Source organism: Aeromicrobium sp. IC_218 (assembly GCF_004336805.1).
GTDB lineage: Bacteria > Actinomycetota > Actinomycetes > Propionibacteriales > Nocardioidaceae > Aeromicrobium.
This window is the reverse complement of the sequence record NZ_SJXM01000001.1, coordinates 388,128-409,552: the sequence shown is the minus strand read 5'-3', so window position 1 is coordinate 409,552 and position 21,425 is coordinate 388,128. Positions and strand designations below refer to the sequence as shown.

Sequence of the window (21,425 nt, the reverse complement as noted above, 5' to 3'; positions counted from 1 at the left end):
CCCTCGCACCCACCACTTCGTGAGACGAAAGGTCTTCTCCCATGCACACCTGGATCAAGCGATCCCTCGGTGTGGCCGCAGTCGCAGGCGGGCTCATGCTCGCCGGCGCCGCGACGGCCCACGCCGACGACGGCTCCCAGCCGTCCCACCGCACGTCCCTCTCGGCACCGGTCTCGATCGGCACGATCGACGTCGGGCTCGGCCGCGAGAGCCACGAGCGGTCCACGGGCCGCACCGGCTGCGGCTGCTCCGGCAGCGGTGACTCCCGCTCGTCCGAGCGTTCCGGCCTCGAGGTCGAGGTCGGACGCACCACCCTCGACCCGGTCGCCACGCTCGGCGGCTCCGGCGGCTCGCACCACGGCGAGCGCGGCGCCACCGTCAAGGCCCCTGTCGACGTCGAGAAGGTGACCGCCGGCCTCGGGTCCACCGAGGAGCGGAGCCGCTCGCACTCGGGCTCGACCACGACCCGCGAGTCCGCGTCCGGGCTCGGCGTGGACGTGCGCGAGGTCGCCGCCGACCCCGCGGCCACCCTGGGCGGTGACCGAGGCCTCGAGGTGGCGGCTCCGGTCGACGTCGAGAAGGTGGCCGCCGGTCTGGGCCGCCAGGAGTCCAGCACCACCACGGGCACCCCCGGCCACACCGGTGGCACCACCGCCGAGCACTCCGAGTCCGGCCTCGGCCTCGACGTCGGCGAGCTCACCACCCACCCCGTCGTCGACCTCGACGACACCACCCACGACACCGACAGCAACCCGCTGATCGACGTCCCGCTCGACCTCGACGGCATCGAGCTCGGCCTCGGCACCCGTGACTCCAGCACCACCACGGGCGCCCCCGGCCACACCGGCGGCACCACCACCGAGCACTCCGAGTCCGGCCTCGGCCTCGACGTCGGCGAGCTCACCACCCACCCCGTCGTCGACCTCGCCGACACCACCCACGACACCGACAGCAACCCGCTGATCGACGTCCCGCTCGACCTCGACGGCATCGAGCTCGGCCTCGGCACCCGTGAGTCCAGCACCACCACGGGCACCCCCGGCCACACCGGTGGCACCACCACCGAGCACTCCGAGGCCGGCCTCGGCCTCGACGTCGGCGAGCTCACCACCCACCCCGTCGTCGACCTCGACGGCCTGCTGACGGTCGAGCTGCCGATCTCGCTCGGCGGCATCGACCTGGGCCTGGGCCGCACCGAGACGTCGACCTCGACCGGTCCTGACGCCCCGGCGCCGGGTGACGGCGGCACGCCGACGACGCCGGTCGCCCCGACCACCCCGGTCGTCCCGACGACGCCCACCCAGCCGGCGACGCCCACCGCGCCGACGGCCCCGGGCGGTGGCCAGCCGTCGACGGACGACGGCTCGACCGGTGGTCAGCCCAGCACCGGCGACACCGACACCCTGCCTGTTCCCGGCACCGAGGCCCCGGGCACCAGCCCGGGCGGCACGCTGCCGGGCCTGGGCGGCGACGGCGGCTCCGGCCTGCCGGACCTCGTCGGTGGCCTGCTCGGCGCCGTCGTGGGCACCGTGACCGGTGGCCTGGAGGACGTGGTCGAGGGCCTGCTCGGGGGCGGCCAGCCGACCACGCCGACGGTGCCGCAGGTCCCGAGCACGGACCCCGGCACGCGTCCGGAGCCGGTGCAGCCGGCCCCGGCGCCCGCGCCGGCCGACCCGGGCACGGAGGGTCCTGACACCGACGGCACCCCGCCGGCCGAGGGACCGGACTGCGGCTGCGCGGGCGGCGACGCCGGCGCGACCGACGACGTGACCGACACCGTCGGCGACGTCGTGGGCAGCACGACCGAGGTCGTGGACGAGGTCGTCGAGACGGTCACCGAGACCGTGTCCGACACGGTCGACACCGTCACCGACGTGGTGGACGGCGTGACCGACGGCCTCACGAGCACGGGCACCACGCAGGTGCCCGCGGAGGACGACGACTGCTGAGTCGTCACCACCGGCCGGTCGTGGCCGGGCTCTCGGGCCCGGCCACGGCCGTCGTCGTGCTCAGGCCAGGCGGTTGGCGACGACGTCGCACAGCGCCCGCAGCGCCTCACGGGCGGGCACGTCGGGCAGCTTGTCGAGCAGGGCACGGGCCGCGTCGGCCTCGGCCTGGACGTGGGCTCGTGCCTCGTCGAGCGCCGGGTGGGCGCGCAGCAGGGCCAGCGCCTCGGCGTGCTCGGCGTCGTCGACCAGCGGCGTCGCGAGCAGCTCGCGCAGCCGGGCGTCCGCGGGATCGGTGGATCCGATCGCGATGAGCGTGGGCAGCGTCAGGACGCCCTCGCGCAGGTCGGTGCCGGGGGTCTTGCCGGACGTCTCGGAGTCGGCGGCCACGTCCAGCACGTCGTCGGCGAGCTGGAAGGCCAGGCCGATGCGCTCGCCGTACTCGCCGAGGGCGGCCTGCACCTCGTCGGACGCGCCCGACTCGCGGGCGCCCATGAGCGCGGACGCCGCGATGAGCGAACCGGTCTTGTCGGCCACGACGTCCAGGTAGTGGCGCAGCGGGTCGGCGCCCTCGGCCGGGCCGAGCGTCTCGTGGATCTGGCCGCGCACCAGGCGCGAGAACGTGCGCGCCTGGATGTGGACGGCCTCGGGGCCGAGGTCGGCCACGATGTCGGAGGCCAGGGCGAACAGGTAGTCGCCGGCCAGGATGGCCAGGGAGTTGTCCCAGCGGGCGTTGGCGCTCTGCGCACCGCGCCGCTTGGGGGCCTCGTCCATGACGTCGTCGTGGTACAGCGTGGCCAGGTGGGTCAGCTCGACCACCGTGGCGGCCTCGACGACCTCGTCGCGGGCCGGGTCGCCGAACTCGGCGGCCAGCAGGGTCAGCAGCGGGCGGAAGCGCTTGCCTCCGGCGTTGAGCAGGTGCGAGGCGATCTCGGCGACGAACCGCTCGTCGCGGGTCACGGCCGCCTGGAGCCGCGTCTCCACCCGGTCGACGCCCGCCTGGACGCGCGCCTCCAGCACGTCGTCGGTGAAGGACACACCGAGGGTCGTGGTCATGGGGCCGCACACACTCCTAGGTCCGGGCCGGGCACGCGGGTCAGCGGACGAACGCGCCTGCCTGCTGCGCCAGATCGAGCACCGGACCCGGCATCACGCCGAGCGCCACCGTCGCCACGGCGGCGACGGTGACCACTACGGTAGTCATGGCGCCGGGCACGGCAAGCAGCGGCCCGTCCGGGCGCGGCTCGTCGAAGAACATCGTCAGCACGACCCGCACGTAGAAGAACGCGGCGACCGCCGAGACCAGCACGCCGAGCACGACCAGCGGCCACAGCCCGCCGGCCCAGGCCGCGCTGAAGACGCCCCACTTGCCGATGAACCCGGCCGTCAGCGGGATGCCGGCGAACGACAGCATGAACAGCGCGAACGCCCCGGCCAGCCACGGCGCGCGCCGGCCCAGACCCGTCCAGGTGTCGAGGTCGGTGGACTCGCCGCTCGCGTCGCGCACCAGCATCACGACCGCGAACGCGCCGATCGTGGCCACGCCGTACGCGGTCAGGTAGAACAGCGCGGACGACACCGACGTGATGCCGTCGCCGCCGGTGGCCCCCACGACGCCGACCAGGATGAACCCGGCGTGCGCGATCGAGGAGTAGGCCAGCATCCGCTTGACGTCGCCCTGCGCGATCGAGCCGACGGCGCCGACCAGCATGGTGAGCGCGGCGACGGCCCAGAACGCCGGCTGCCAGTCCCACTCGGCGCCGCCGAACGCGACCAGCAGCACCCGCGCCAGGGCGACCACCGCGGCCGCCTTGGTGCCGGCCGCCATGAAGGCGGTGACCGGGGTCGGCGCGCCCTGGTAGACGTCCGGGGTCCAGCTGTGGAACGGGACGGCGCCGACCTTGAACAGCAGCCCGACCGCGAGCAGCGCGACACCGGCGAGCAGGAGCGGGCGCTCCTGGGTGCGCGACGCGACGGCGTCCGCGACCTCGGCCAGGCCGAAGCCGCCCGCGTAGCCGTAGACGAGCGCGACGCCGTAGAGGAAGAAGGCCGACGAGAACGCGCCGAGCAGGAAGTACTTGAGCGCCGCCTCCTGGCTCAGCAGCCGGCGCCGGCGGGCCAGGCCGCACAGCACGTACAGCGGCAGGCTCAGCACCTCCAGCGCCACGAACATCATGAGCAGGTCGGTGCTGGCGGCGAACAGCATCATGCCGAGCAGCGCGAACAGCGCGAGCGGGAACACCTCGGTGTGCTCGAGCCGGTGCCGGGTCGCCTCGGCCTCGCCGGACGAGCCCGGCGCGTCCGCGGCCCGGCCGGTGAACGCGCTGAGCCCGCCGCCGAGCCGGCGCTCGGCGAACAGCAGCATCGACAGCAGCGCCAGGACGAGCAGCAGGCCCCAGGTGAACAGGGACGGCCCGTCGACCGACAGCGCCCCCTCGGCGGCGACCTGTCCCCGGGCGAGCACGTCGCCGTCCAGGACGTCGGTGCGGGTGGCGGTCCAGATCGTGGTGCCGAGCGCGGCCACGACGCCGCCGATGGCGACGGACGCCTGGACCACGAACCGCGGACCGCGCGGCACGAACGCCTCGAGCAGCACGCCGACCACGGCGACGGCGCCCAGCACCATGAGCGGCGCGATCAGGTCCCACTCCAGGACCGGTGCGGGGATCTCGTTCATCAGTGCCCCTCCTCCTGCGGCTCGGACTGCGCGACCGGCGCCGGGGTGCGCGGCTCCGGGTCGCCGACGCCGACCACGTGCGACACCTCGTCGACGGCCGGCTCGATGACGTCCAGCAGCGGCTGCGGGTAGAAGCCCAGCGCGAGGATCAGCACGACGAACGGGCTCAGCGCGGCGACCTCCCGGGTGCCGAGGTCGCGCATGCCGCCGACGTCCGGCGACAGCGGCCCGGTCATCGTCCGCCGGTACAGCCGCAGCACGTAGACCGCCGCCAGGACGATGCCGAGCGCGGCGATGGCCCCGATCACCGGCTCGCGGCTGAACGTGCCGACGATGACCAGCAGCTCGGAGACGAACGGCGCCATGCCCGGCAGCGACAGGCTGGACAGGCCGCCGACCAGCAGCATCCCGGACATGATCGGCGCGATCCGCTGGACGCCGCCGAACGCCGCGACGTCGGCCGAGCCGCGCTGGGCGATCATCACGCCGGTCACCAGGAACAGCACGGCGGTCGAGAGGCCGTGGTTGAGCATGTAGAGCACGGACCCGGCCATGGACGTCGTGGTGAGCGCGAAGACGCCCAGCACGATGAAGCCGAAGTGCGACACCGACGTCAGCGCGACGAGCCGGCGCAGGTCGTCCGCCCCGATCGCGAGCAGCGCGCCGTACAGGATGCTGATCACCGCGAGCGTCATGACGACCGGGCTGGCCCACTCCGACGCGCCCGGGAACAGCCCGAGGCAGAAGCGGATCATGCCGAACGTGCCGATCTTGTCGATGACGCTGACCATCAGCACCGACGTGGCCGGCGTCGCCGCGCCGGCCGCGTCCGGCAGCCAGGTGTGCAGGGGCCACAGCGGCGCCTTGATCGCGAAGGCCAGGAAGAAGCCGAGGAACAGCATCCGCTCGGTCCAGACGCCCATCTCCAGGCCCTGCAGGTCGGTGAGCAGGTACGACGGCTCGCCGGCGTCGGCCGAGAGCACGTACAGCCCGACCACCGCGGCCAGCATGACCAGGCCGCCGACCAGGTTGTAGACCAGGAAGCCGATCGCCGCCCGGCCCCGCCCGGCGGTGCCGTAGCTGCCGATGAGGAAGTAGATCGGTACCAGCGTCGCCTCGAACAGCACGTAGAACAGGAACACGTCCGTGGCGCAGAAGACCCCGATGGCCAGGCCCTCGAGCACGAGCATCCAGGCCAGGTAGCCGTTGCTGGCACCCTCGGAGGCGGGCAGCCGGTCGCGCAGCGCGGCGAGGACGACGAACGGCGTCAGCACCGTGGTGAGCAGGACGAGCGTGAGCCCCAGGCCGTCGACGCCGAGCGCGTAGTGGACGCCCATCGGCTCGATCCAGGTGCGCTGCTCGGTGAGCTGCATGCCGCCGGCCTCGACGTCGTACCGCGCGAGCACGGCCAGCGACAGCCCGAGCGTCGCGCCGGTGACGGCGACGGCGAACCAGCGGCCCCAGTCGCCCCGCGGGGCGAGGGCCAGGACGAGGCCGCCGACGATCGGCAGCAGGGCGAGCGCGGTGAGCATCATGCGATCGTCACCGCCAGCAGGGCCGCGGCCAGCGCGGCGGCGCCGCCGAACAGGACGAGCGCGTAGGAGCGGACGAAGCCGGTCTGCAGCCGGCCCAGGCCCTGCGACGCGTCGCGGAACAGCCCGGCCAGGCCGCTGACCGCCCCGGCGACGACGTGCTTGTCGAAGGCGGTGACGCCGCGCACGAGCTGCCCGGTCGGCCGCACGACGAGCGCGTCGTTGACCGCGTTGCCGTACAGCTCGTGCCGGGCCGCCCGCGTCCACCAGCCGACCTCGCGGTCCGTCGGCGCGTCGGCGGCGACCTCGCGGCGTCCGTAGGTGGCCCAGGCCAGGGCGACGCCGGCGGCGACCACCACCAGCACGGACAAGGTCAGGACGATCGCGGGCACGGGCAGCTCCTCGTGGTGGGCCTCGCCGACGACCGGCGCCAGCCAGTCGGTGATCCAGTGGCCGAGCAGCATCACGCCGCCGAGCACCGACAGCGCGGCCAGGACGACCAGCGGCACGGTCATGACGGCGGGCGACTCGTGCGGGTGGACGCCCTCGCGCCACCGCTTGCGGCCCAGGAACGTCATGGCCATGAGCCGGGTCATGTAGAACGCCGTCACCCCGGCGCCGAGCAGCGTGCCGAGCCCGACCCAGACGTTGAAGCCGAACGCGGTCTCGATGATCTTGTCCTTGCTCCAGAAGCCGGACAGGCCCGGGAAGCCGATGATCGCCAGGTAGCCGGCCGCGAACGTGAAGAACGTGACCGGCATGGCGGTGCGCAGCGCCCCGTAGTGCCGCATGTCGACGTCGTCGCCGGTGCCGTGCATGACCGAGCCGGCGCCCAGGAACATGTTCGCCTTGAAGAAGCCGTGGGTGACGAGGTGGAAGATCGCGAACGCGTACCCGGCCGGGCCCAGGCCCGCGGCGAGCGTCATGTACCCGATCTGGCTCATCGTCGAGCCGGCGAGCGCCTTCTTGATGTCGTCCTTCGCGCAGCCGATCGCGGCGCCGGCCAGCAGCGTGACCAGGCCGACCGCGACGACCGCCAGGCGCGCGGCCTCGCTCGCGTCGTAGATCGCGGCCGACCGGACGATGAGGTAGACGCCGGCGGTCACCATGGTCGCGGCGTGGATGAGCGCCGACACCGGGGTGGGGCCCTCCATGGCGTCCAGCAGCCAGGCCTGCAGCGGCACCTGGGCGGACTTGCCGCACGCGCCGAGCAGGAGCAGCAGGCCGAGCCCGGTGACGACGCCGTCCGACAGGGCCGGGACGCCGGTGGCCACGCGAGCGATGTCGGTGGTGCCGAGGTGGGCCAGCATGAGCGCGATGGCGATCACCATGCCCAGGTCGCCCACGCGGTTCATGACGAACGCCTTCTGCGCGGCCGCCGCGGCGGACGGCTTGTGCTGCCAGAACCCGATGAGCAGGTAGGACGCCAGACCGACGCCCTCCCAGCCCAGGAACAGCACGAGGTAGTCGGCGGCCAGGACGAGCGTGAGCATCGCGGCCACGAACAGGTTGAGGAAGGCGAAGAAGCGGCGGCGCCGCGGGTCGTCGGCCATGTACCCGATCGAGTACACGTGGATGAGCGTGCCGACGCCGGTGATGAGCAGCACGAACAGCGCCGACAGCTGGTCGTAGGTGAGCGCCATGTCGACCCTGACGCGTCCGACGTCGAACCAGGTGAACAGCGTCGTGGTGACCGAGCGGTCGTCGGCGTCGCGGCCGGCCAGGGCGACGAACAGGACGGCGCCCCACACGAACGAGGCGGCGGACGCGGCGGTGCCGATCCAGTGCCCGAACCGGTCGCTCTCCTTGCCCCAGGTGAGCAGCAGCAGCGCACCGGCCAGCGGCAGGGCGACCAGCACCCACGCGGTGTCGAGGACGTCGTTCACGACCGGCACCTCACGCCTTCAGCAGGCTCGCGTCGTCGACCGAGGTCGAGCGCCGCGTGCGGTAGATGGACACGATGATGGCCAGGCCGACGACGACCTCGGCGGCGGCGACGACCATGACGAAGAAGGCGGCCAGCTGGCCGTCCAGCTCGCCGTGGCGCCGCGAGAAGGAGACGAGCGCGAGGTTCGCGGCGTTGAGCATGAGCTCGACGCACATGAACACGACGATCGCGTTGCGCCGCACGAGCACGCCGGCGGCACCGATCGTGAACAGCAGCATCGACAGCCCCAGGTACTCGGTCATCGCGGGTCCTCCCCGGGCTCGAGCTCGCGGGCGACGGCGTCGACCTCGGACCGGTCGCCCGGACGCACCTGGTCGCGGGCCCGCAGCGGCGCGGGCACGGACGTCTCGACGACCGAGCCGTCGGGCAGCAGCGCCGGGGTGTCGACCGCGTTGTGCCGGGCGAACACGCCCGGCGTGGGCAGCTGGCCGGGGTGGGTGCCGTGGTGGGCGTAGTCCTGCAGGCGTCCCTCGGCGACCTCGCGCTGGGTCAGACGCCGGCCGAGCCGCTCGCGGTGCGCGAGCACCATGGCGCCGAGCACCGCGGTGATGAGCAGCGCCGCGGTGGCCTCGAAGGCCAGCACGTACGGACCGAACATGAGCGCGGCGAGCCCCTCGACGTTGCCGCCCTCGTTCGCGGCGTCGACGCCGACCACCGCGCCGGTGACCGACTGCGCGACCCCCACGACGCCGAGGGCCCCGAAGACGAGCGCGACGACGACCGCGCCGATGCGCTGGCCCGGGATGGACTCGGCGAGGCTCTCGGCCGACTCGACGCCAACCAGCATGAGCACGAAGAGGAACAGCATCATGATCGCGCCGGTGTAGACGACGATCTGGACGGCGAACAGGAACGGGGCGCCCTGGGCGGCGTAGAGCACGGCCAGCGAGATCATCACGACCGCCAGGCACAGCGCGGCGTGCACCGCCTTGCGGGCGAGCACGAGACCGAGCGCGGCCAGCACCATGAACGGCGCCAGCACCCAGAACGCGGTCATGCGTCCTCCGCCGGCGTCGTGACGGCTCCCGTGTAGTAGTCGTGGTGGTCGTCGGACAGCAGCATGTCGTGCGGCGGCTCGGTCATGCCGGGCAGCAGCGGCGCGAGCAGGTCGGACTTGGTGTAGATCAGCGCGCCGCGGTCGTCGTCGGCCAGCTCGTACTCGTTGGTCATCGTCAGCGCCCGGGTCGGGCAGGCCTCGATGCACAGCCCGCAGAGGATGCAGCGCAGGTAGTTGATCTGGTAGACGCGGCCGTAGCGCTCACCGGGGCTGAACCGCTCGTCCGCGGTGTTCGCCGCCCCCTCGACGTAGATCGCGTCGGCCGGGCAGGCCCAGGCGCACAGCTCGCAGCCGACGCACTTCTCGAGCCCGTCGGGCCAGCGGTTCAGCTGGTGGCGGCCGTGGAAGCGCGGCGCCGTCGGGAGCTTCTCGTAGGGGTACTGCTCGGTGACGGTCTTCCGGAACATCGTCCGGAAGGTGACGCCGAACCCGGCGACCGGGTCCCACAGCGTCTCCTTGAGCGTCCTGCTCGCGTCGTCAGGCATCGGAGTCCTCCTTGTCGCGCGCGTGGTGGGCGATCGCGGTCTGGGTCCACGGCCGGGTCGGGACGTGCGGGGCCTGCGGCGGCGGCACGGGGTAGCCGCCGGCGTAGGCGTCGAAGTCGGGCTCGTCGGCCGGCTCGGACTCGGCCGGCTCGTCGCCGCGGCGTCCGGGCAGCAGCAGCGTCGCCAGCAGGACGACGGCGGCGACGCCGGCGGCCACGAGCAGCGCGGTGCGGTCGAGCTGACCCTCCTGCTGGGCCTTGCGCAGCACGATCACCGCGACGGTCCAGGCGAGCGCGGCCGGGATGAGCACCTTCCAGCCGAAGGTCATGAACTGGTCGTAGCGCAGCCGCGGCAGGGTGCCGCGCAGCCAGATGAACAGGAAGATGAAGCCCAGCGTCTTGCCCAGGAACCACAGCACGGGCCAGTAGCCGTCGTTGGCGCCCTCCCAGACCTGGGCCAGGCCGAACGGGGCGCGCCAGCCGCCGAGGAACAGCGTGGTGGCGATCGCCGAGACGGTGACCATGTTGACGTACTCGGCCAGGAAGAACAGCGCGAACTTCAGCGACGAGTACTCGGTGTGGAAGCCGCCGACGAGCTCGCCCTCGGCCTCGGGCAGGTCGAACGGCGCGCGGTTGGTCTCGCCGACCATGGCCACGACGTAGATGAGGAACGAGGGCACCAGCGGCAGGAAGTACCAGAGATCCTCCTGGGCGGCGACGATCTCCGAGGTGGACATCGAGCCGGCGTACAGGAAGACGGTGACGAAGCTCAGGCCCATCGCGACCTCGTACGAGATCACCTGGGCGCTGGACCGCAGGCCGCCCAGCAGCGCGTACGTCGAGCCGGACGACCAGCCGGCCAGCACGATGCCGTAGACGCCGATCGACGTCACGGCCAGGACGTACAGCACGCCGACGGGCAGGTCGGTCAGCTGCAGCGCGGTGTAGGTGTCGGTGAACGGGATGCGCACCTCGGGCCCGAACGGGATGACCGCCCAGGCCAGGAACGCCGGGATGGTGGCCAGGATCGGCGCGAGGACGTAGACCAGCTTGTCGGCCGCCTTGACGACCAGGTCCTCCTTGAGCGCCAGCTTCACGCCGTCGGCCAGGCTCTGCAGCAGGCCGAACGGCCCGTTGACGTTGGGGCCGACGCGGTGCTGCATGCGGGCCACGACGCGGCGCTCGAACCAGATGTTGAACAGCGTGTAGAGCACCAGGATCACGAAGATCAGCACGGCCTTGAGCACGACCACCCACACCGGGTCGTTCATCGGGCCACCTCCCCACGGACGAGCTCGACGGCCTCGCCGCGGACGGCGTGCAGGTGGACGTCCGCGGTGGCGGGCACCCACACGACGCCGTCGGGCAGGTCGGCCGCCTCGGCCGGATAGGTGACCCGCTCCCCCGCGGCGGTGACGACGGTGGCGGGCGCGCCGGCGGTGAGGCCGGCCGCGGCCAGGGTGGCCAGGCTGGCCCGCACGGCCGGCGGTCGCGCGGTGGCCCGGTAGGTCTCGGCACCGTCCTGCAGGCGTCCGGAGTCGATCAGCTGGCGCCAGGTGTCGAGCACGAGCGGCGCGTCGGACGCGCGCGAGGTGCCGACGGTCGGCGGCGCGGCCCGCTCACCGTCCCAGGGCCCCAGCTCGGTCATCTCGGCCATGGCGCCCTCGGGGGTGCGGAAGCCGAGCGGCGTGCCCAGCTCCTCGGCGATGCCGGCCAGCACCCGGACGTCGGGGAGCGACCCGGCCACGTCCAGCACGCGCGGGAACGGGCGCAGGCGTCCCTCCCAGGTGACGAACGTGCCGGACTTCTCGACCGGCGGGGCGACGGGGAGCACCACGTCGGCGAGCTCGGTGACCGCGGAGGACCGGACCTCGAGGCTCACGACGAACGCCCGCTCGAGCGCGGCCCGGGCCACGGCCGGGTCGGGCAGGTCGTCGAGGTCGACACCGCCGACGAGCAGACCGGCGAGCGAGCCGTCCGCGGCGGCGGCCAGCATCGCGGCGGTGTCCCGGCCGGGCGCGGTGGGCAGGGATGGCACGCCCCAGGCCGCGGCGAGGTCGGCGCGGGCGGCCGGGTCGGAGACCGGACGGGCGCCCGGCAGCAGGCCGGGCAGGCATCCGGCCTCGACCGCCCCCCGGTCGCCGGCCCGACGCGGCACCCAGGCGAGGCGGGCCCCGGAGCCGGCGATCAGCGCGGCGGCCGCGGCCAGGGCGCCCGGTGCGTCGGCCAGCCGCTCGCCGACCAGCAGGACGTCGTCGGGTCCGAGCTCGAGCGCCGCGAGGGCGGCCGCCTCGTCGCCGGGCCGGGTGCGGACGAGCTCGGCGCCGAGCTTGGCCAGGCCGCGGGTGGTGTGCGAGGCGACGGCGACGACCCGCAGGCCGCGGCGCGACGCCTTGCGCAGCCGCAGGAAGAGCGTGGCGGCCTCGTCCTCGGGCTCGAGCCCGGCGAGCACCACGGTGCGCGCCCGCTCCAGCGAGGCGTACGTGACCGACGGGCCGGTCGCGGCGACCCGCGACGCGAGGAACTGCTCCTCCTCGCCACCGGCGAGCGCGGCGCGGGTGCGGAAGTCGACGTCGTGGGCGCCCAGCGCGGTGCGGGCCAGCTTGGCGTACGCGTAGGCGTCCTCGGCGGTCAGGCGTCCGCCCGGCAGCACCCCCACCCCGGCGGCGTCACGGGCGGCGGCCAGGCCCCGGGCGGCGACGGCCAGCGCACCGGGCCACGACATGGGCACGAGCTCGCCGGACTCGTCGCGCACCAGCGGCGTGCGCAGCCGGTCGGCCTGCTGGCTCCAGCGGAACGCGAAGCGGTCCTTGTCGCTGATCCACTCCTCGTTGACCTCGGGGTCGTCGCCGGCCAGGCGGCGCATGACCGTGCCGCGGCGGTGGTCGACCCGGACGGCTGCCCCGCACGCGTCGTGCTCGGACACCGTCGGCGTCGACACCAGGTCGAAGGGACGGGCGCGGAAGCGGTAGTCGGCGCTGGTGAGCGCGCCGACCGGGCAGATCTGGATGGTGTTGCCCGAGAAGTAGGAGTGGAACGGGACGTCCGGCGCCGTGCCGACCTGCTGCCAGGCCCCCCGCTCGACGAGCGCGATGAACGGGTCGCCGGCGATCTCCTCGGAGAAGCGGGTGCACCGCGCGCACAGCACGCAGCGCTCGCGGTCGAGCAGCACCTGGGCCGAGACCGGCAGCGGCTTGGGGTACGTGCGCTTGGTCTCGGTGAACCGGGTCTCGCCCTGGCCGTGGCTCATCGCCTGGTTCTGCAGCGGGCACTCGCCGCCCTTGTCGCAGACCGGGCAGTCGAGCGGGTGGTTGACCAGCAGCAGCTCCATCGTGCCGCGCTGGGCCTTGTCGGCCACGGCGGACGTCAGCTGGGTGCGCACGACCATGCCCGGCGCGACCTCGATCGTGCAGGACGCCTGCGGCTTGGGCAGCCCGCGGCCGTTGCCCGCGTCGGGCACCTCGACCAGGCACTGGCGGCACGCACCCACGGGCTCGAGCAGCGGGTGGTCGCAGAAGCGCGGGATCTCGATGCCGACCAGCTCGGCGGCGCGGATGACCAGCGTCCCCTTCGGCACGCTGACCTCGACGTCGTCGATCGTCAGGGTGACCAGCTCGACCGGCTCGGCGCCGGTGCTGCTGCGCTCGGGCGTCAGGGTCATGCGGGGCTCCCCTCCAGCGGACGGGCCCAGGCGGTCGAGCGCTCCGGCGGGAACAGCTCGCGGCTCGGCGTGTGCATGCCGGCGTCGAACTCGTCACGGAAGTGCTTGATCGCCGACGTGATGGGCGAGGTGGCACCGTCGCCGAGGGCGCAGAACGAGCGGCCGAGGATGTTGTCGCACAGGTCGAGCAGCAGCTCGACGTCGCCCGGGCGGCCCTGTCCCGCGTCGAGCCGCTGCAGCGCCTGGACCAGCCACCACGTGCCCTCGCGGCACGGCGTGCACTTGCCGCACGACTCGTGCTTGTAGAACTCCGTCCAGCGCAGCACGCAGCGCACCACCGACGTCGTCTGGTCGAACACCTGCAGGGCCTTGGTGCCGAGCATCGAGCCGACGGCCGACACGCCCTCGTAGTCGAGCGGGACGTCCAGGTGCTCGGCGGTGAGCAGCGGGGTGGACGAGCCGCCCGGCGTCCAGAACTTCAGCTCCGCGCCCTCGCGCATGCCACCGCCGAGCTCGAGCAGCTGGCGCAGCGTGACCCCGAGCGGCGCCTCGTACTGGCCGGGCCGGCGCACGTGGCCCGACAGCGAGTAGAGGGTGAAGCCCTTGGACTTCTCGGTGCCCATGGACCCGAACCACTCGACGCCGCCGCGGACGATGGCCGGGACGGACGCGATGGACTCGACGTTGTTGATGACCGTCGGGCTGGCGTACAGGCCCTCGACGGCGGGGAACGGCGGACGCAGCCGGGGCTGGCCGCGGCGTCCCTCGAGCGAGTCGAGCAGCGCGGTCTCCTCGCCGCAGATGTAGGCGCCGGCGCCGGCGTGGACCACGAGGTCGACGTTCACCCCCGTGCCCAGGACGTCCGTCCCCAGGTAGCCGGCCTCGTACGCCTCGCGCACCGCGGCCCGCAGCCGGCGGACGACGTGCAGCACCTCGCCGCGCACGTAGATGAACGCGCGCTCGGCCCGGATGGCGTGGGCGGCGAGCACGACGCCCTCGACCAGGGTGTGCGGCGAGGCCATCATGAGCGGGATGTCCTTGCAGGTGCCCGGCTCGGACTCGTCGGCGTTGACCACGAGGTACTTGGGCTTCGGGTTGTCCTGCGGGATGAACGACCACTTCATGCCGGTCGGGAACCCGGCGCCGCCCCGACCGCGCAGCCCGGCGTCCTTGACCAGGGCGGTCAGGTCGGCCGGGCTCATCGCCAGGCCGGCACGCAGCGCCTGGTAGCCGCCCCGGCGCTCGTAGGCCTCCAGCGTCCAGGCCCGGTCGTCGCCCCAGCCCGCCGTCAGCACCGGCGTCAGCACGTCAGTCATCGGAACCACCGCCCTCCACGTCCGCCGGGGACTCGGCGACCTCGGTCTCGCTCTGCGCCCGCGCGGTGTCGGCCTGCGCGGCGGCCCCCCGCGGGTCCGTCTCGGTCCCGGTCCCTGAGCCTGTCGAAGGGGCTTCGACAGGCTCAGCCGTCGGGGTGCGGTCCGCGTCGGGGAACGGCGGGGCCTGCCAGCCGCGCTCGGCGGCGATGCGCAGCCCGGCCAGCGTCGCCTCGCCGGCGGCGGGCCCCTCGTCGACCAGCCCGTCCTCGAACCCGGCCAGGACCCGCTCGGCCTCGCGCCAGCTCGTGATGGTGGCCCCGCGGGTGGCCTGCACGGGCTCGCCGCGACGCAGGCGGTCGACCACCTCGATCGCCGAGTCGGGCGTCTGGCCGTCGAACAGCTCCCAGTTGACCGTCATCACCGGTGCGTAGTCGCACGCGGCGTTGCACTCGATGTGCTCCAGCGAGATGGCGCCGTCGGCGCTGGTCTCGTCGTTGCCGACGTCCAGGTGGGCGCACAGCCGCTGGAAGATCTCGTCACCGCCCATGACGGCGCACAGCGTGTTGGTGCAGACGCCGACGTGGTGCGTGCCCATCGGCCGGCGCTTGTACATCGTGTAGAACGTCGCGACGCCGCTGACCTCGGCCGCGCTCAGCCCGAGCAGGTCGGCGCACGCCCCGATGCCCTCGCTGGTGACGCAGCCCTGCACGGACTGGACGAGGTGGAGCATCGGCAGCAGCGCGCTGCGCGGCTGCGGGTAGCGACCGGCCAGCTCGCGCAGCTCGGCGAGCGTCGTCTCCGGCAGCGGCGGGGCGTCCGTCGGCGGCGCGTCGACCGGCTCGGCCAGCGGACGTCCGGGGTCGCCGGGCAGGTGCGAGGTGGTCATCGGTCGACGCCTCCCATCACGGGGTCGATGGACGCGACGGCGACGATGACGTCGCTGAGCATGCCGCCCTCGCTCATCACCGACGTGCCCTGCAGGTTGACGAAGGACGGGTCGCGGAAGTGGGCCCGGTACGGGCGCGTGCCGCCGTCGGAGACCAGGTGGCAGCCGATCTCGCCGCGGGGCGCCTCGATCGCGGTGTAGACCTGGCCGGCCGGCACCCGGAAGCCCTCGGTGACCAGCTTGAAGTGGTGGATCAGCGCCTCCATCGACTCGCCCATGATGTGCGCGATGTGCTCGGGGCTGTTGCCCTGGCCGTCACCACCCACGCTGAGCTTCGCCGGCCAGGCGATCTTCTTGTCGGCGACCATGACCGGGGCGCCCTCCATGCGGGCCAGGCGGTCGACGCACTGCTCGACGATGCGCAGCGACTGCCACATCTCGTCCTGGCGCACCCGGAAGCGTCCGTACGCGTCGGGCTGCTCCCAGGTGGCGACGTCGAACTCGTAGGTCTCGTAGTCCCAGTAGGGCTGGGTGCGGCGCAGGTCCCAGGCGTAGCCGGTCGAGCGGAGCACCGGCCCGGTGATGCCGAGGGCCAGGCAGCCGGCGAGGTCGAGGTGGCCGACGTCGACGAGCCGCGCCTTGAAGATCGGGTTGGCGTTGCACAGCGCCGCGTACTCGGGCAGCCGCTTCTTGAGCAGCGCGACGGTCTCGCGGACCTTGTCCAGGGTGCCGGGCGGCACGTCCTGCGCGACGCCGCCGGGGCGGAGGTAGGCGTGGTTCATGCGCAGCCCGGTGATCATCTCGAAGACGTCCAGGATGAGCTCGCGGTCGCGGAAGCCGCAGGTCATGACCGTGAGCGCGCCGAGCTCCATGCCGCCGGTGGCGATGCAGACCAGGTGGCTGGAGATGCGGTTGAGCTCGAGCAGCAGGACGCGGAGCACCTTGGCCTTCTCGGGCACGTCGTCCTCGATGCCGAGCAGGCGCTCGACGGCCTGGACGTAGACGGCCTCGTTGGAGAACGGGGCGACGTAGTCCATCCGGGTGCAGAAGGTCACGCCCTGGGTCCAGGTGCGGTACTCCATGTTCTTCTCGATGCCGGTGTGCAGGTAGCCGATGCCGGCGCGGGCGTCGGTGACCGTCTCGCCGTCGATCTCCAGGATGAGCCGCAGCACGCCGTGGGTGCTCGGGTGCTGCGGGCCCATGTTGACCACGAGCCGGTCGCCCTCGACGCCGGCGGCGTCGATGGTGTCCCAGTCCTGGCCGGTGACGGTGAAGACCGGGCCCTCGGTGGTCTCGGTGCTGCTCGCGTACGGATCGCTGGTCACGAGTACGACCTCCGCTCGTCCGGAGGAGGCACGACTGCCTCCTTGTACTCGACGGGCACGCCGCCCAGCAGCGCGCGGAGCTTGCGCAGCGCGCCATCGAGGACAGCGTCCGGGACTGCCCGCTGGGCCCTCACGAGTACGACCTCCGCTCGTCCGGAGGAGGCACGGTCGCGCCCTTGTACTCCACCGGGACGCCGCCCAGCGGGTAGTCCTTGCGTTGAGGGTGGCCGGGCCAGTCGTCGGGCATGAGGATGCGGGTCAGCGCGGGGTGGCCGTCGAAGACGATGCCGAACATGTCCCACGTCTCGCGCTCGTGCCAGTCCGCCGTCGGGTACACGCTCACGACGCTGGGCACGTGCGGGTCGGCGTCCGGGCAGGTGGTCTCGACCCGGACCCGGCGGTTGTGGGTCATCGAGAGCAGGTGGAGCGCGACGTGCAGCTCGGCTCCCTCGTCGCCGGGCAGGTGGACGCCGGACAGGCTGCTGAGCACCTCGAAGCGCAGGCTCGGCTCGTCGCGCAGGTGCTGGGCCGCCTCGCGCAGGTGCTCGCGGCGGACCTGGAAGGTGAGCTCGCCACGGTCGACCACGATGCCCTCGAGCGTCCCGCCGTGGACGCCGCGGACGAACGCCTCGGCGACCTCGTCGAACCAGCCGCCGTACGGGGGCGGGGTCGGGGTGGGGAACGCCACCGGCCGACGCAGGCCGCCGTAGCCGCTCGTGTCGGCGCCGTCGCGCGCGCCGAACATGCCTTCGCGGACGGCGACGACCTTGAGCTCGGTGCGGTCGGCGCGGACCAGCGCCTCGCGGGAGTCGACGCCCTGGTCCTGGGTGCCGCCGGTGGACTCGGTCATCGCAGCAGGCCCTTCTGCAGCTGCGTCGGCAGGGCGGTGAGCGCGACCTGCTCGTCCTGGGCGATCTCCGCGGTCCGGTGGGCACCGAGCTTGGCGTGCTGCACCTTGTCGTGGAGCTTGAAGATCGCGTCGATGAGCATCTCGGGGCGCGGCGGGCAGCCGGGCAGGTACATGTCGACCGGCACGACGTGGTCGACGCCCTGGACGATCGCGTAGTTGTTGAACATGCCGCCGGAGCTGGCGCAGACGCCCATGGCCAGGACGTACTTGGGCTCGGCCATCTGGTCGTAGATCTGGCGCAGGACCGGCGCCATCTTCTGGCTCACCCGGCCGGCCACGATCATGAGGTCGGCCTGGCGCGGCGAGGGCCGGAAGACCTCCATGCCGAAGCGCGAGGAGTCGTAGCGCGGGGCGCCGAAGGTCATCATCTCGATCGCGCAGCAGGCCAGGCCGAACGTCGCCGGCCAGAACGAGGCCTTGCGCATGTAGCCGGCCAGGCCCTCGACCGTGCTCAGCAGGACGCCGCTGGGCAGCTTCTCCTCTAGTCCCATGCCATGCCTCCCCGACGCCACTCGTAGGCGTACGCGACGGTGATGTTGACCAGGAACAGCAGCACCGCGAGGACCGCGAACCAGCTCAGCGCGTCGAAGGCGACCGCGAACGGGTAGAGGAAGACGATCTCGATGTCGAAGACGATGAACATCATCGCGGTGAAGAAGTACTTGACCGGGATGCGTCCGCCGCCCTCGGGCACCGGCGTCGGCTGGATGCCGGACTCGTAACGGTCGAGCTTGGCGCGGTTGTAGCGGCGCGGCCCGGTCAGCGGGGCGATCGCGACGCTGAAGATCGCGAAGCCGGCCGCGATCGCGCCGAGCACCAGGATCGGTGCGTACTCACCCATCGGCCTGCCTCCGCCGGGTCGCACGTCCGCTTGTGAAACAAATCACATGCGCTGTCGAGACTCACCCTAGGCAGCCGAGGGGGTCACTCGTGAGGTAGGTCACACTAAACTTCCGCGACGTCCCAGGCGTCCCAGGACTACCTGGGGCCCCAGGTAGACCGGACGCCCCCAGGTCTGCAGACCTGGGGGCGTCGAGAACACCTGGGGCCCCCGGCGGACCGGGGCGTGATGACTACGGCTTGACGGAACGGTGCAGGGCGACGATGCCGCCGCTGAGGTTGACCCAGTCGACCCGGCCCCAGCCCGCCTCGACCATGCGCAGGGCCAGGCCGCGCTGGTCCGGCCACGCCTGGATCGACTCGGCCAGGTAGACGTACGAGTCGGGGTTCGAGCTCACCGCGCGGGCCACCGGTGGCAGCGCGCGCATGAGGTAGTTCGAGTAGATCGTCGCGAACGGCGCCCACGTGGGGCGGCTGAACTCGCAGACCACGACGCGTCCGCCGCGACGCGTGACCCGGCGCAGCTCGCGCAGGGCCTCGAGCGGGTCCTGGACGTTGCGCAGGCCGAACGAGATCGTCACCGCGTCGAACGAGTCGTCGGCGAAGGGCAGGCGCATGCCGTCGCCGGCCACGAAGGGCAGGTCCGGCTGCTGCTGCTTGCCGACCTCGAGCATGCCGAGCGAGAAGTCGCACGGCACGACCTCGGCGCCGGCGTCGGCGAACGGCTTGCTGGACGTGCCGGTGCCGGCGGCCAGGTCGAGGATGCGCTCGCCCGGCTTCGGGTCGACCAGCTCGACGACGCGGGCCCGCCAGCGGCGGTCCTGGCCGAGCGAGAGGACGTCGTTGGTCAGGTCGTACCGCTTGGCCACCTGGTCGAACATCGCGGCGACCTCGTGCGGCTGCTTCTCCAGGCTGGCTCGGCTCACCCCCCAACCTTCCCACGGGTAGGCTCGCCGCCGTGACGAACCCTGCGCTCGAGGGCGCCCGCGCCCCGCTCGTGGTGCGCACGGTGGCCGTGGACGATCCCGGCTCCCTGGTCGACCTCCTGCCCGACGACCCGCAGCTGCTCGCCTGGGTGCACGGCGAGGACGGGCTGGTCGGGTGGGGCCGCGTGGCCTCGTTCGAGTCCGCGGGACCGAGCCGGTTCGACGACGCGCGCACCTGGTGGCGCGAGCTCGCGCGCACCGCGGTCGTCCGCGACGACGTCGACCGTCCGGGCAGCGGCCTGGTCGCGTTCGGCTCGTTCGCCTTCAGCGACCAGGGCAAGGACAGCCTGCTCGTCGTGCCCGAGGTCGTGGTCGGCCGCCGCGACGGCGTCGCCTGGATGACCGTGGTGGGCACCTCGTTGCGCGGACGTCCCGAGCTCGTCGCCCAGCCCACTCCCCCGGCTCCGGTCGGCACGACGTTCTCCGACGGCGCCGTCGACGGCGCCACCTGGGAGGGCCTGGTCGCCGAGGCCGTCCGCCGCATCACCGCCGGCGACCTCGACAAGGTCGTGCTCGCCCGCGAGGTGGTCGCCGAGACCGCCGAGCCGCTGGACGTCCGCTGGCCGCTGACCCGGCTGGCCGAGACCTACCCGAGCTGCTGGACGTTCCACGTCGACGGCTTCTTCGGCGCGACGCCCGAGATGCTGGTGCGTCTGGAGCGCGGCCTGGTGACCTCGCGCGTCCTGGCCGGCACCGTGCGCCGCACCGGCGACGACGAGCGCGACCTGGCCCTGGCCGCGACCCTGGCCCGGTCCAGCAAGGACCTCGAGGAGCACGAGTACGCCGTGCGCTCGGTCGCCGAGGCACTCGCGCCCCACTGCCAGAGCATGAACGTGCCCGAGTCGCCGTTCGTGCTGCACCTGCCCAACGTCATGCACCTGGCCACCGACGTCACCGGCGTCGTCCGCGAGGGCGACGGCGCGCTGTCGCTGGCCGCGGCGCTCCACCCCTCCGCCGCCGTCGGCGGCACGCCCACCCCGACCGCGGTGGCGCTCATCGACGAGATCGAGGGCTTCGACCGGGGCCGCTACGCCGGGCCGGTCGGCTGGGTGGACGCCCGCGGCGACGGCGAGTGGGGCATCGGCCTGCGCTCGGCCGTGCTCGACTCCCCCACGTCCGTGCGGCTGTTCGCCGGCTGCGGCATCGTCGCGGACTCCGTGCCCGAGTCCGAGCTGGCCGAGACCCAGGCCAAGCTCGTCCCGGTGCGCGACGCCCTCACGCCGCCGGCCTAGCGGGTCGGGCTCCCTTCGACAGGCTCAGGGAGCGGATCAGCGACTCAGGGGGCGGGCCGCCACTCCGAGCGCAGGAGGGCGTACAGATAGCTGTCGGACCACCCGCCGTCCGCGCGCCAGCAGTCCTGCACCCGGTGCCCCTCGCGGCGCATGCCGGCCTTCTCCAGCACCCGGGCGGACGCCGGGTTCTCGGTGAAGCAGATCGCCGTCACGCGGCGCACGCCCAGCTGGTCGAAGGAGACGGCCAGCAGCTCGCGGGCCAGACCGGTGGCGATGCCGCGGCCGGCGTGGGCCGGGTCGACGAGGTAGCCGATGACCGCGTCGGTGCCGGTCGGGGCACCGGGCTGGCCACCGCCGTCCACCACGTCCAGCATGCCCATGGCGACGACCGCGCCGCCGGACTCCACGACGCACGAGAAGTCGGTCGCGCTGTCCGGCGCGCCGAGCCACTCGCGGCGCAGGTCGTCGGCCGGCACGTGGGTGCGGACGGTGTACCGGTTCGCGACCGGGTCGTTGCGCAGCACCAGCAGGCGCTCGAGGTCCGCCTCGACGGCGTCACGCAGGAGCAGGTCGCCGACGCGGCGCGGCCAGGGGGACGTCGTCACGGGGACGTTCTAGCACGCCG

General features: G+C 73.2%; 19 protein-coding genes. 2 read left to right on the top strand and 17 right to left on the bottom strand.

Translation table 11 applies throughout. The features are described from left to right. Positions 1-41 precede the first annotated feature (41 nt). Positions 42-1,949, top strand: coding sequence for a hypothetical protein (locus tag E0W78_RS02020; protein ID WP_131402165.1), 1,908 nt, complete (start codon positions 42-44; stop codon positions 1,947-1,949). 60 nt (positions 1,950-2,009) lie between these two features. Here E0W78_RS02020 and E0W78_RS02015 read toward each other — a convergent pair whose 3' ends face one another. The 16 genes from E0W78_RS02015 to E0W78_RS01940 all read right to left on the bottom strand — a co-directional run bounded on the left by E0W78_RS02015 (position 2,010) and on the right by E0W78_RS01940 (position 19,508). Then, on the bottom strand, positions 2,010-3,002 hold the full coding sequence (locus E0W78_RS02015; RefSeq protein ID WP_131402164.1) for a polyprenyl synthetase family protein: 993 nt from the start codon (positions 3,000-3,002) through the stop codon (positions 2,010-2,012). Between the two features lie 40 nt (positions 3,003-3,042). Then, a complete protein-coding gene (nuoN, locus tag E0W78_RS02010; protein ID WP_131402163.1) occupies positions 3,043-4,623 on the bottom strand; it encodes an NADH-quinone oxidoreductase subunit NuoN in 1,581 nt (526 codons plus the stop codon). Further along, on the bottom strand, positions 4,623-6,155 hold the full coding sequence (locus E0W78_RS02005; RefSeq protein ID WP_347559414.1) for an NADH-quinone oxidoreductase subunit M: 1,533 nt from the start codon (positions 6,153-6,155) through the stop codon (positions 4,623-4,625). Before E0W78_RS02005 ends, nuoN begins: the two co-directional genes overlap by 1 nt. Continuing rightward, positions 6,155-8,041, bottom strand: coding sequence for an NADH-quinone oxidoreductase subunit L (gene nuoL / locus E0W78_RS02000; RefSeq protein ID WP_131402161.1), 1,887 nt, complete (start codon positions 8,039-8,041; stop codon positions 6,155-6,157). Before nuoL ends, E0W78_RS02005 begins: the two co-directional genes overlap by 1 nt. A 10-nt stretch (positions 8,042-8,051) precedes the next feature. Beyond that, positions 8,052-8,345, bottom strand: a complete 294-nt coding sequence (gene nuoK / locus E0W78_RS01995; protein ID WP_131402160.1) for an NADH-quinone oxidoreductase subunit NuoK — start codon at positions 8,343-8,345, stop codon at positions 8,052-8,054. After that, positions 8,342-9,100, bottom strand: a complete 759-nt coding sequence (locus tag E0W78_RS01990; protein WP_131402159.1) for an NADH-quinone oxidoreductase subunit J — start codon at positions 9,098-9,100, stop codon at positions 8,342-8,344. The genes nuoK and E0W78_RS01990 overlap by 4 nt, the downstream gene beginning before the upstream one ends. Continuing rightward, positions 9,097-9,645: an NADH-quinone oxidoreductase subunit NuoI gene (nuoI, locus tag E0W78_RS01985; protein ID WP_131402158.1), complete on the bottom strand. Its 549-nt coding sequence runs from the start codon at positions 9,643-9,645 to the stop codon at positions 9,097-9,099. Before nuoI ends, E0W78_RS01990 begins: the two co-directional genes overlap by 4 nt. After that, complete coding sequence (gene nuoH / locus E0W78_RS01980; RefSeq protein WP_131402157.1) at positions 9,638-10,915, bottom strand: NADH-quinone oxidoreductase subunit NuoH; 1,278 nt, start codon at positions 10,913-10,915, stop codon at positions 9,638-9,640. Before nuoH ends, nuoI begins: the two co-directional genes overlap by 8 nt. Then, positions 10,912-13,305: an NADH-quinone oxidoreductase subunit G gene (locus E0W78_RS01975; protein ID WP_131402156.1), complete on the bottom strand. Its 2,394-nt coding sequence runs from the start codon at positions 13,303-13,305 to the stop codon at positions 10,912-10,914. Before E0W78_RS01975 ends, nuoH begins: the two co-directional genes overlap by 4 nt. Then, positions 13,302-14,621: an NADH-quinone oxidoreductase subunit NuoF gene (nuoF, locus tag E0W78_RS01970; protein WP_131402155.1), complete on the bottom strand. Its 1,320-nt coding sequence runs from the start codon at positions 14,619-14,621 to the stop codon at positions 13,302-13,304. Before nuoF ends, E0W78_RS01975 begins: the two co-directional genes overlap by 4 nt. Then, the gene (gene nuoE, locus E0W78_RS01965) at positions 14,614-15,507 is read right to left on the bottom strand and encodes an NADH-quinone oxidoreductase subunit NuoE (protein ID WP_131402154.1); all 894 of its coding nucleotides are present in this window, start codon (positions 15,505-15,507) and stop codon (positions 14,614-14,616) included. Before nuoE ends, nuoF begins: the two co-directional genes overlap by 8 nt. After that, positions 15,504-16,832, bottom strand: a complete 1,329-nt coding sequence (locus E0W78_RS01960; protein ID WP_131402153.1) for an NADH-quinone oxidoreductase subunit D — start codon at positions 16,830-16,832, stop codon at positions 15,504-15,506. Before E0W78_RS01960 ends, nuoE begins: the two co-directional genes overlap by 4 nt. A gap of 130 nt (positions 16,833-16,962) precedes the next feature. After that, entirely contained in the window at positions 16,963-17,682 is a 720-nt protein-coding gene (locus E0W78_RS01955) for an NADH-quinone oxidoreductase subunit C (protein ID WP_131402152.1), read from the bottom strand. Next, positions 17,679-18,233, bottom strand: coding sequence for an NADH-quinone oxidoreductase subunit B (locus E0W78_RS01950; protein ID WP_131402151.1), 555 nt, complete (start codon positions 18,231-18,233; stop codon positions 17,679-17,681). The genes E0W78_RS01955 and E0W78_RS01950 overlap by 4 nt, the downstream gene beginning before the upstream one ends. Then, positions 18,224-18,583 carry an NADH-quinone oxidoreductase subunit A gene (locus tag E0W78_RS01945; RefSeq protein ID WP_019143714.1) on the bottom strand — a complete coding sequence of 120 codons (360 nt, stop codon included), beginning with the start codon at positions 18,581-18,583 and terminating at the stop codon, positions 18,224-18,226. Before E0W78_RS01945 ends, E0W78_RS01950 begins: the two co-directional genes overlap by 10 nt. 232 nt (positions 18,584-18,815) lie before the next feature. Further along, positions 18,816-19,508, bottom strand: coding sequence for a demethylmenaquinone methyltransferase (locus tag E0W78_RS01940; protein ID WP_131402150.1), 693 nt, complete (start codon positions 19,506-19,508; stop codon positions 18,816-18,818). 32 nt (positions 19,509-19,540) lie between these two features. Here E0W78_RS01940 and E0W78_RS01935 point away from each other — a divergent pair, with 32 nt between their 5' ends. Continuing rightward, a complete protein-coding gene (locus E0W78_RS01935; protein ID WP_131402149.1) occupies positions 19,541-20,800 on the top strand; it encodes an isochorismate synthase in 1,260 nt (419 codons plus the stop codon). A gap of 44 nt (positions 20,801-20,844) precedes the next feature. Here E0W78_RS01935 and E0W78_RS01930 read toward each other — a convergent pair whose 3' ends face one another. Beyond that, positions 20,845-21,405 (bottom strand): GNAT family protein, encoded by a 561-nt coding sequence (locus tag E0W78_RS01930; protein WP_131402148.1) that lies wholly within the window; start codon positions 21,403-21,405, stop codon positions 20,845-20,847. Positions 21,406-21,425 lie beyond the last annotated feature (20 nt).

What these genes read in the sequence shown, in the direction of transcription:
- E0W78_RS02020 (WP_131402165.1), top strand. Translation starts at nt 42, where the DNA reads ATGCACACCTGGATCAAGCGATCCCTCGGTGTGGCCGCAGTCGCAGGC.
- E0W78_RS01950 (WP_131402151.1), bottom strand. Translation starts at nt 18,233, where the DNA reads ATGGGACTAGAGGAGAAGCTGCCCAGCGGCGTCCTGCTGAGCACGGTC.
- E0W78_RS02005 (WP_347559414.1), bottom strand. Translation starts at nt 6,155, where the DNA reads ATGCTCACCGCGCTCGCCCTGCTGCCGATCGTCGGCGGCCTCGTCCTG.
- nuoK (WP_131402160.1), bottom strand. Translation starts at nt 8,345, where the DNA reads ATGACCGAGTACCTGGGGCTGTCGATGCTGCTGTTCACGATCGGTGCC.
- E0W78_RS01955 (WP_131402152.1), bottom strand. Translation starts at nt 17,682, where the DNA reads ATGACCGAGTCCACCGGCGGCACCCAGGACCAGGGCGTCGACTCCCGC.
- nuoN (WP_131402163.1), bottom strand. Translation starts at nt 4,623, where the DNA reads ATGAACGAGATCCCCGCACCGGTCCTGGAGTGGGACCTGATCGCGCCG.
- nuoE (WP_131402154.1), bottom strand. Translation starts at nt 15,507, where the DNA reads ATGACCACCTCGCACCTGCCCGGCGACCCCGGACGTCCGCTGGCCGAG.
- E0W78_RS01975 (WP_131402156.1), bottom strand. Translation starts at nt 13,305, where the DNA reads ATGACCCTGACGCCCGAGCGCAGCAGCACCGGCGCCGAGCCGGTCGAG.
- nuoI (WP_131402158.1), bottom strand. Translation starts at nt 9,645, where the DNA reads ATGCCTGACGACGCGAGCAGGACGCTCAAGGAGACGCTGTGGGACCCG.
- E0W78_RS01990 (WP_131402159.1), bottom strand. Translation starts at nt 9,100, where the DNA reads ATGACCGCGTTCTGGGTGCTGGCGCCGTTCATGGTGCTGGCCGCGCTC.
- nuoH (WP_131402157.1), bottom strand. Translation starts at nt 10,915, where the DNA reads ATGAACGACCCGGTGTGGGTGGTCGTGCTCAAGGCCGTGCTGATCTTC.
- E0W78_RS02015 (WP_131402164.1), bottom strand. Translation starts at nt 3,002, where the DNA reads ATGACCACGACCCTCGGTGTGTCCTTCACCGACGACGTGCTGGAGGCG.
- E0W78_RS01945 (WP_019143714.1), bottom strand. Translation starts at nt 18,583, where the DNA reads ATGGGTGAGTACGCACCGATCCTGGTGCTCGGCGCGATCGCGGCCGGC.
- nuoF (WP_131402155.1), bottom strand. Translation starts at nt 14,621, where the DNA reads ATGACTGACGTGCTGACGCCGGTGCTGACGGCGGGCTGGGGCGACGAC.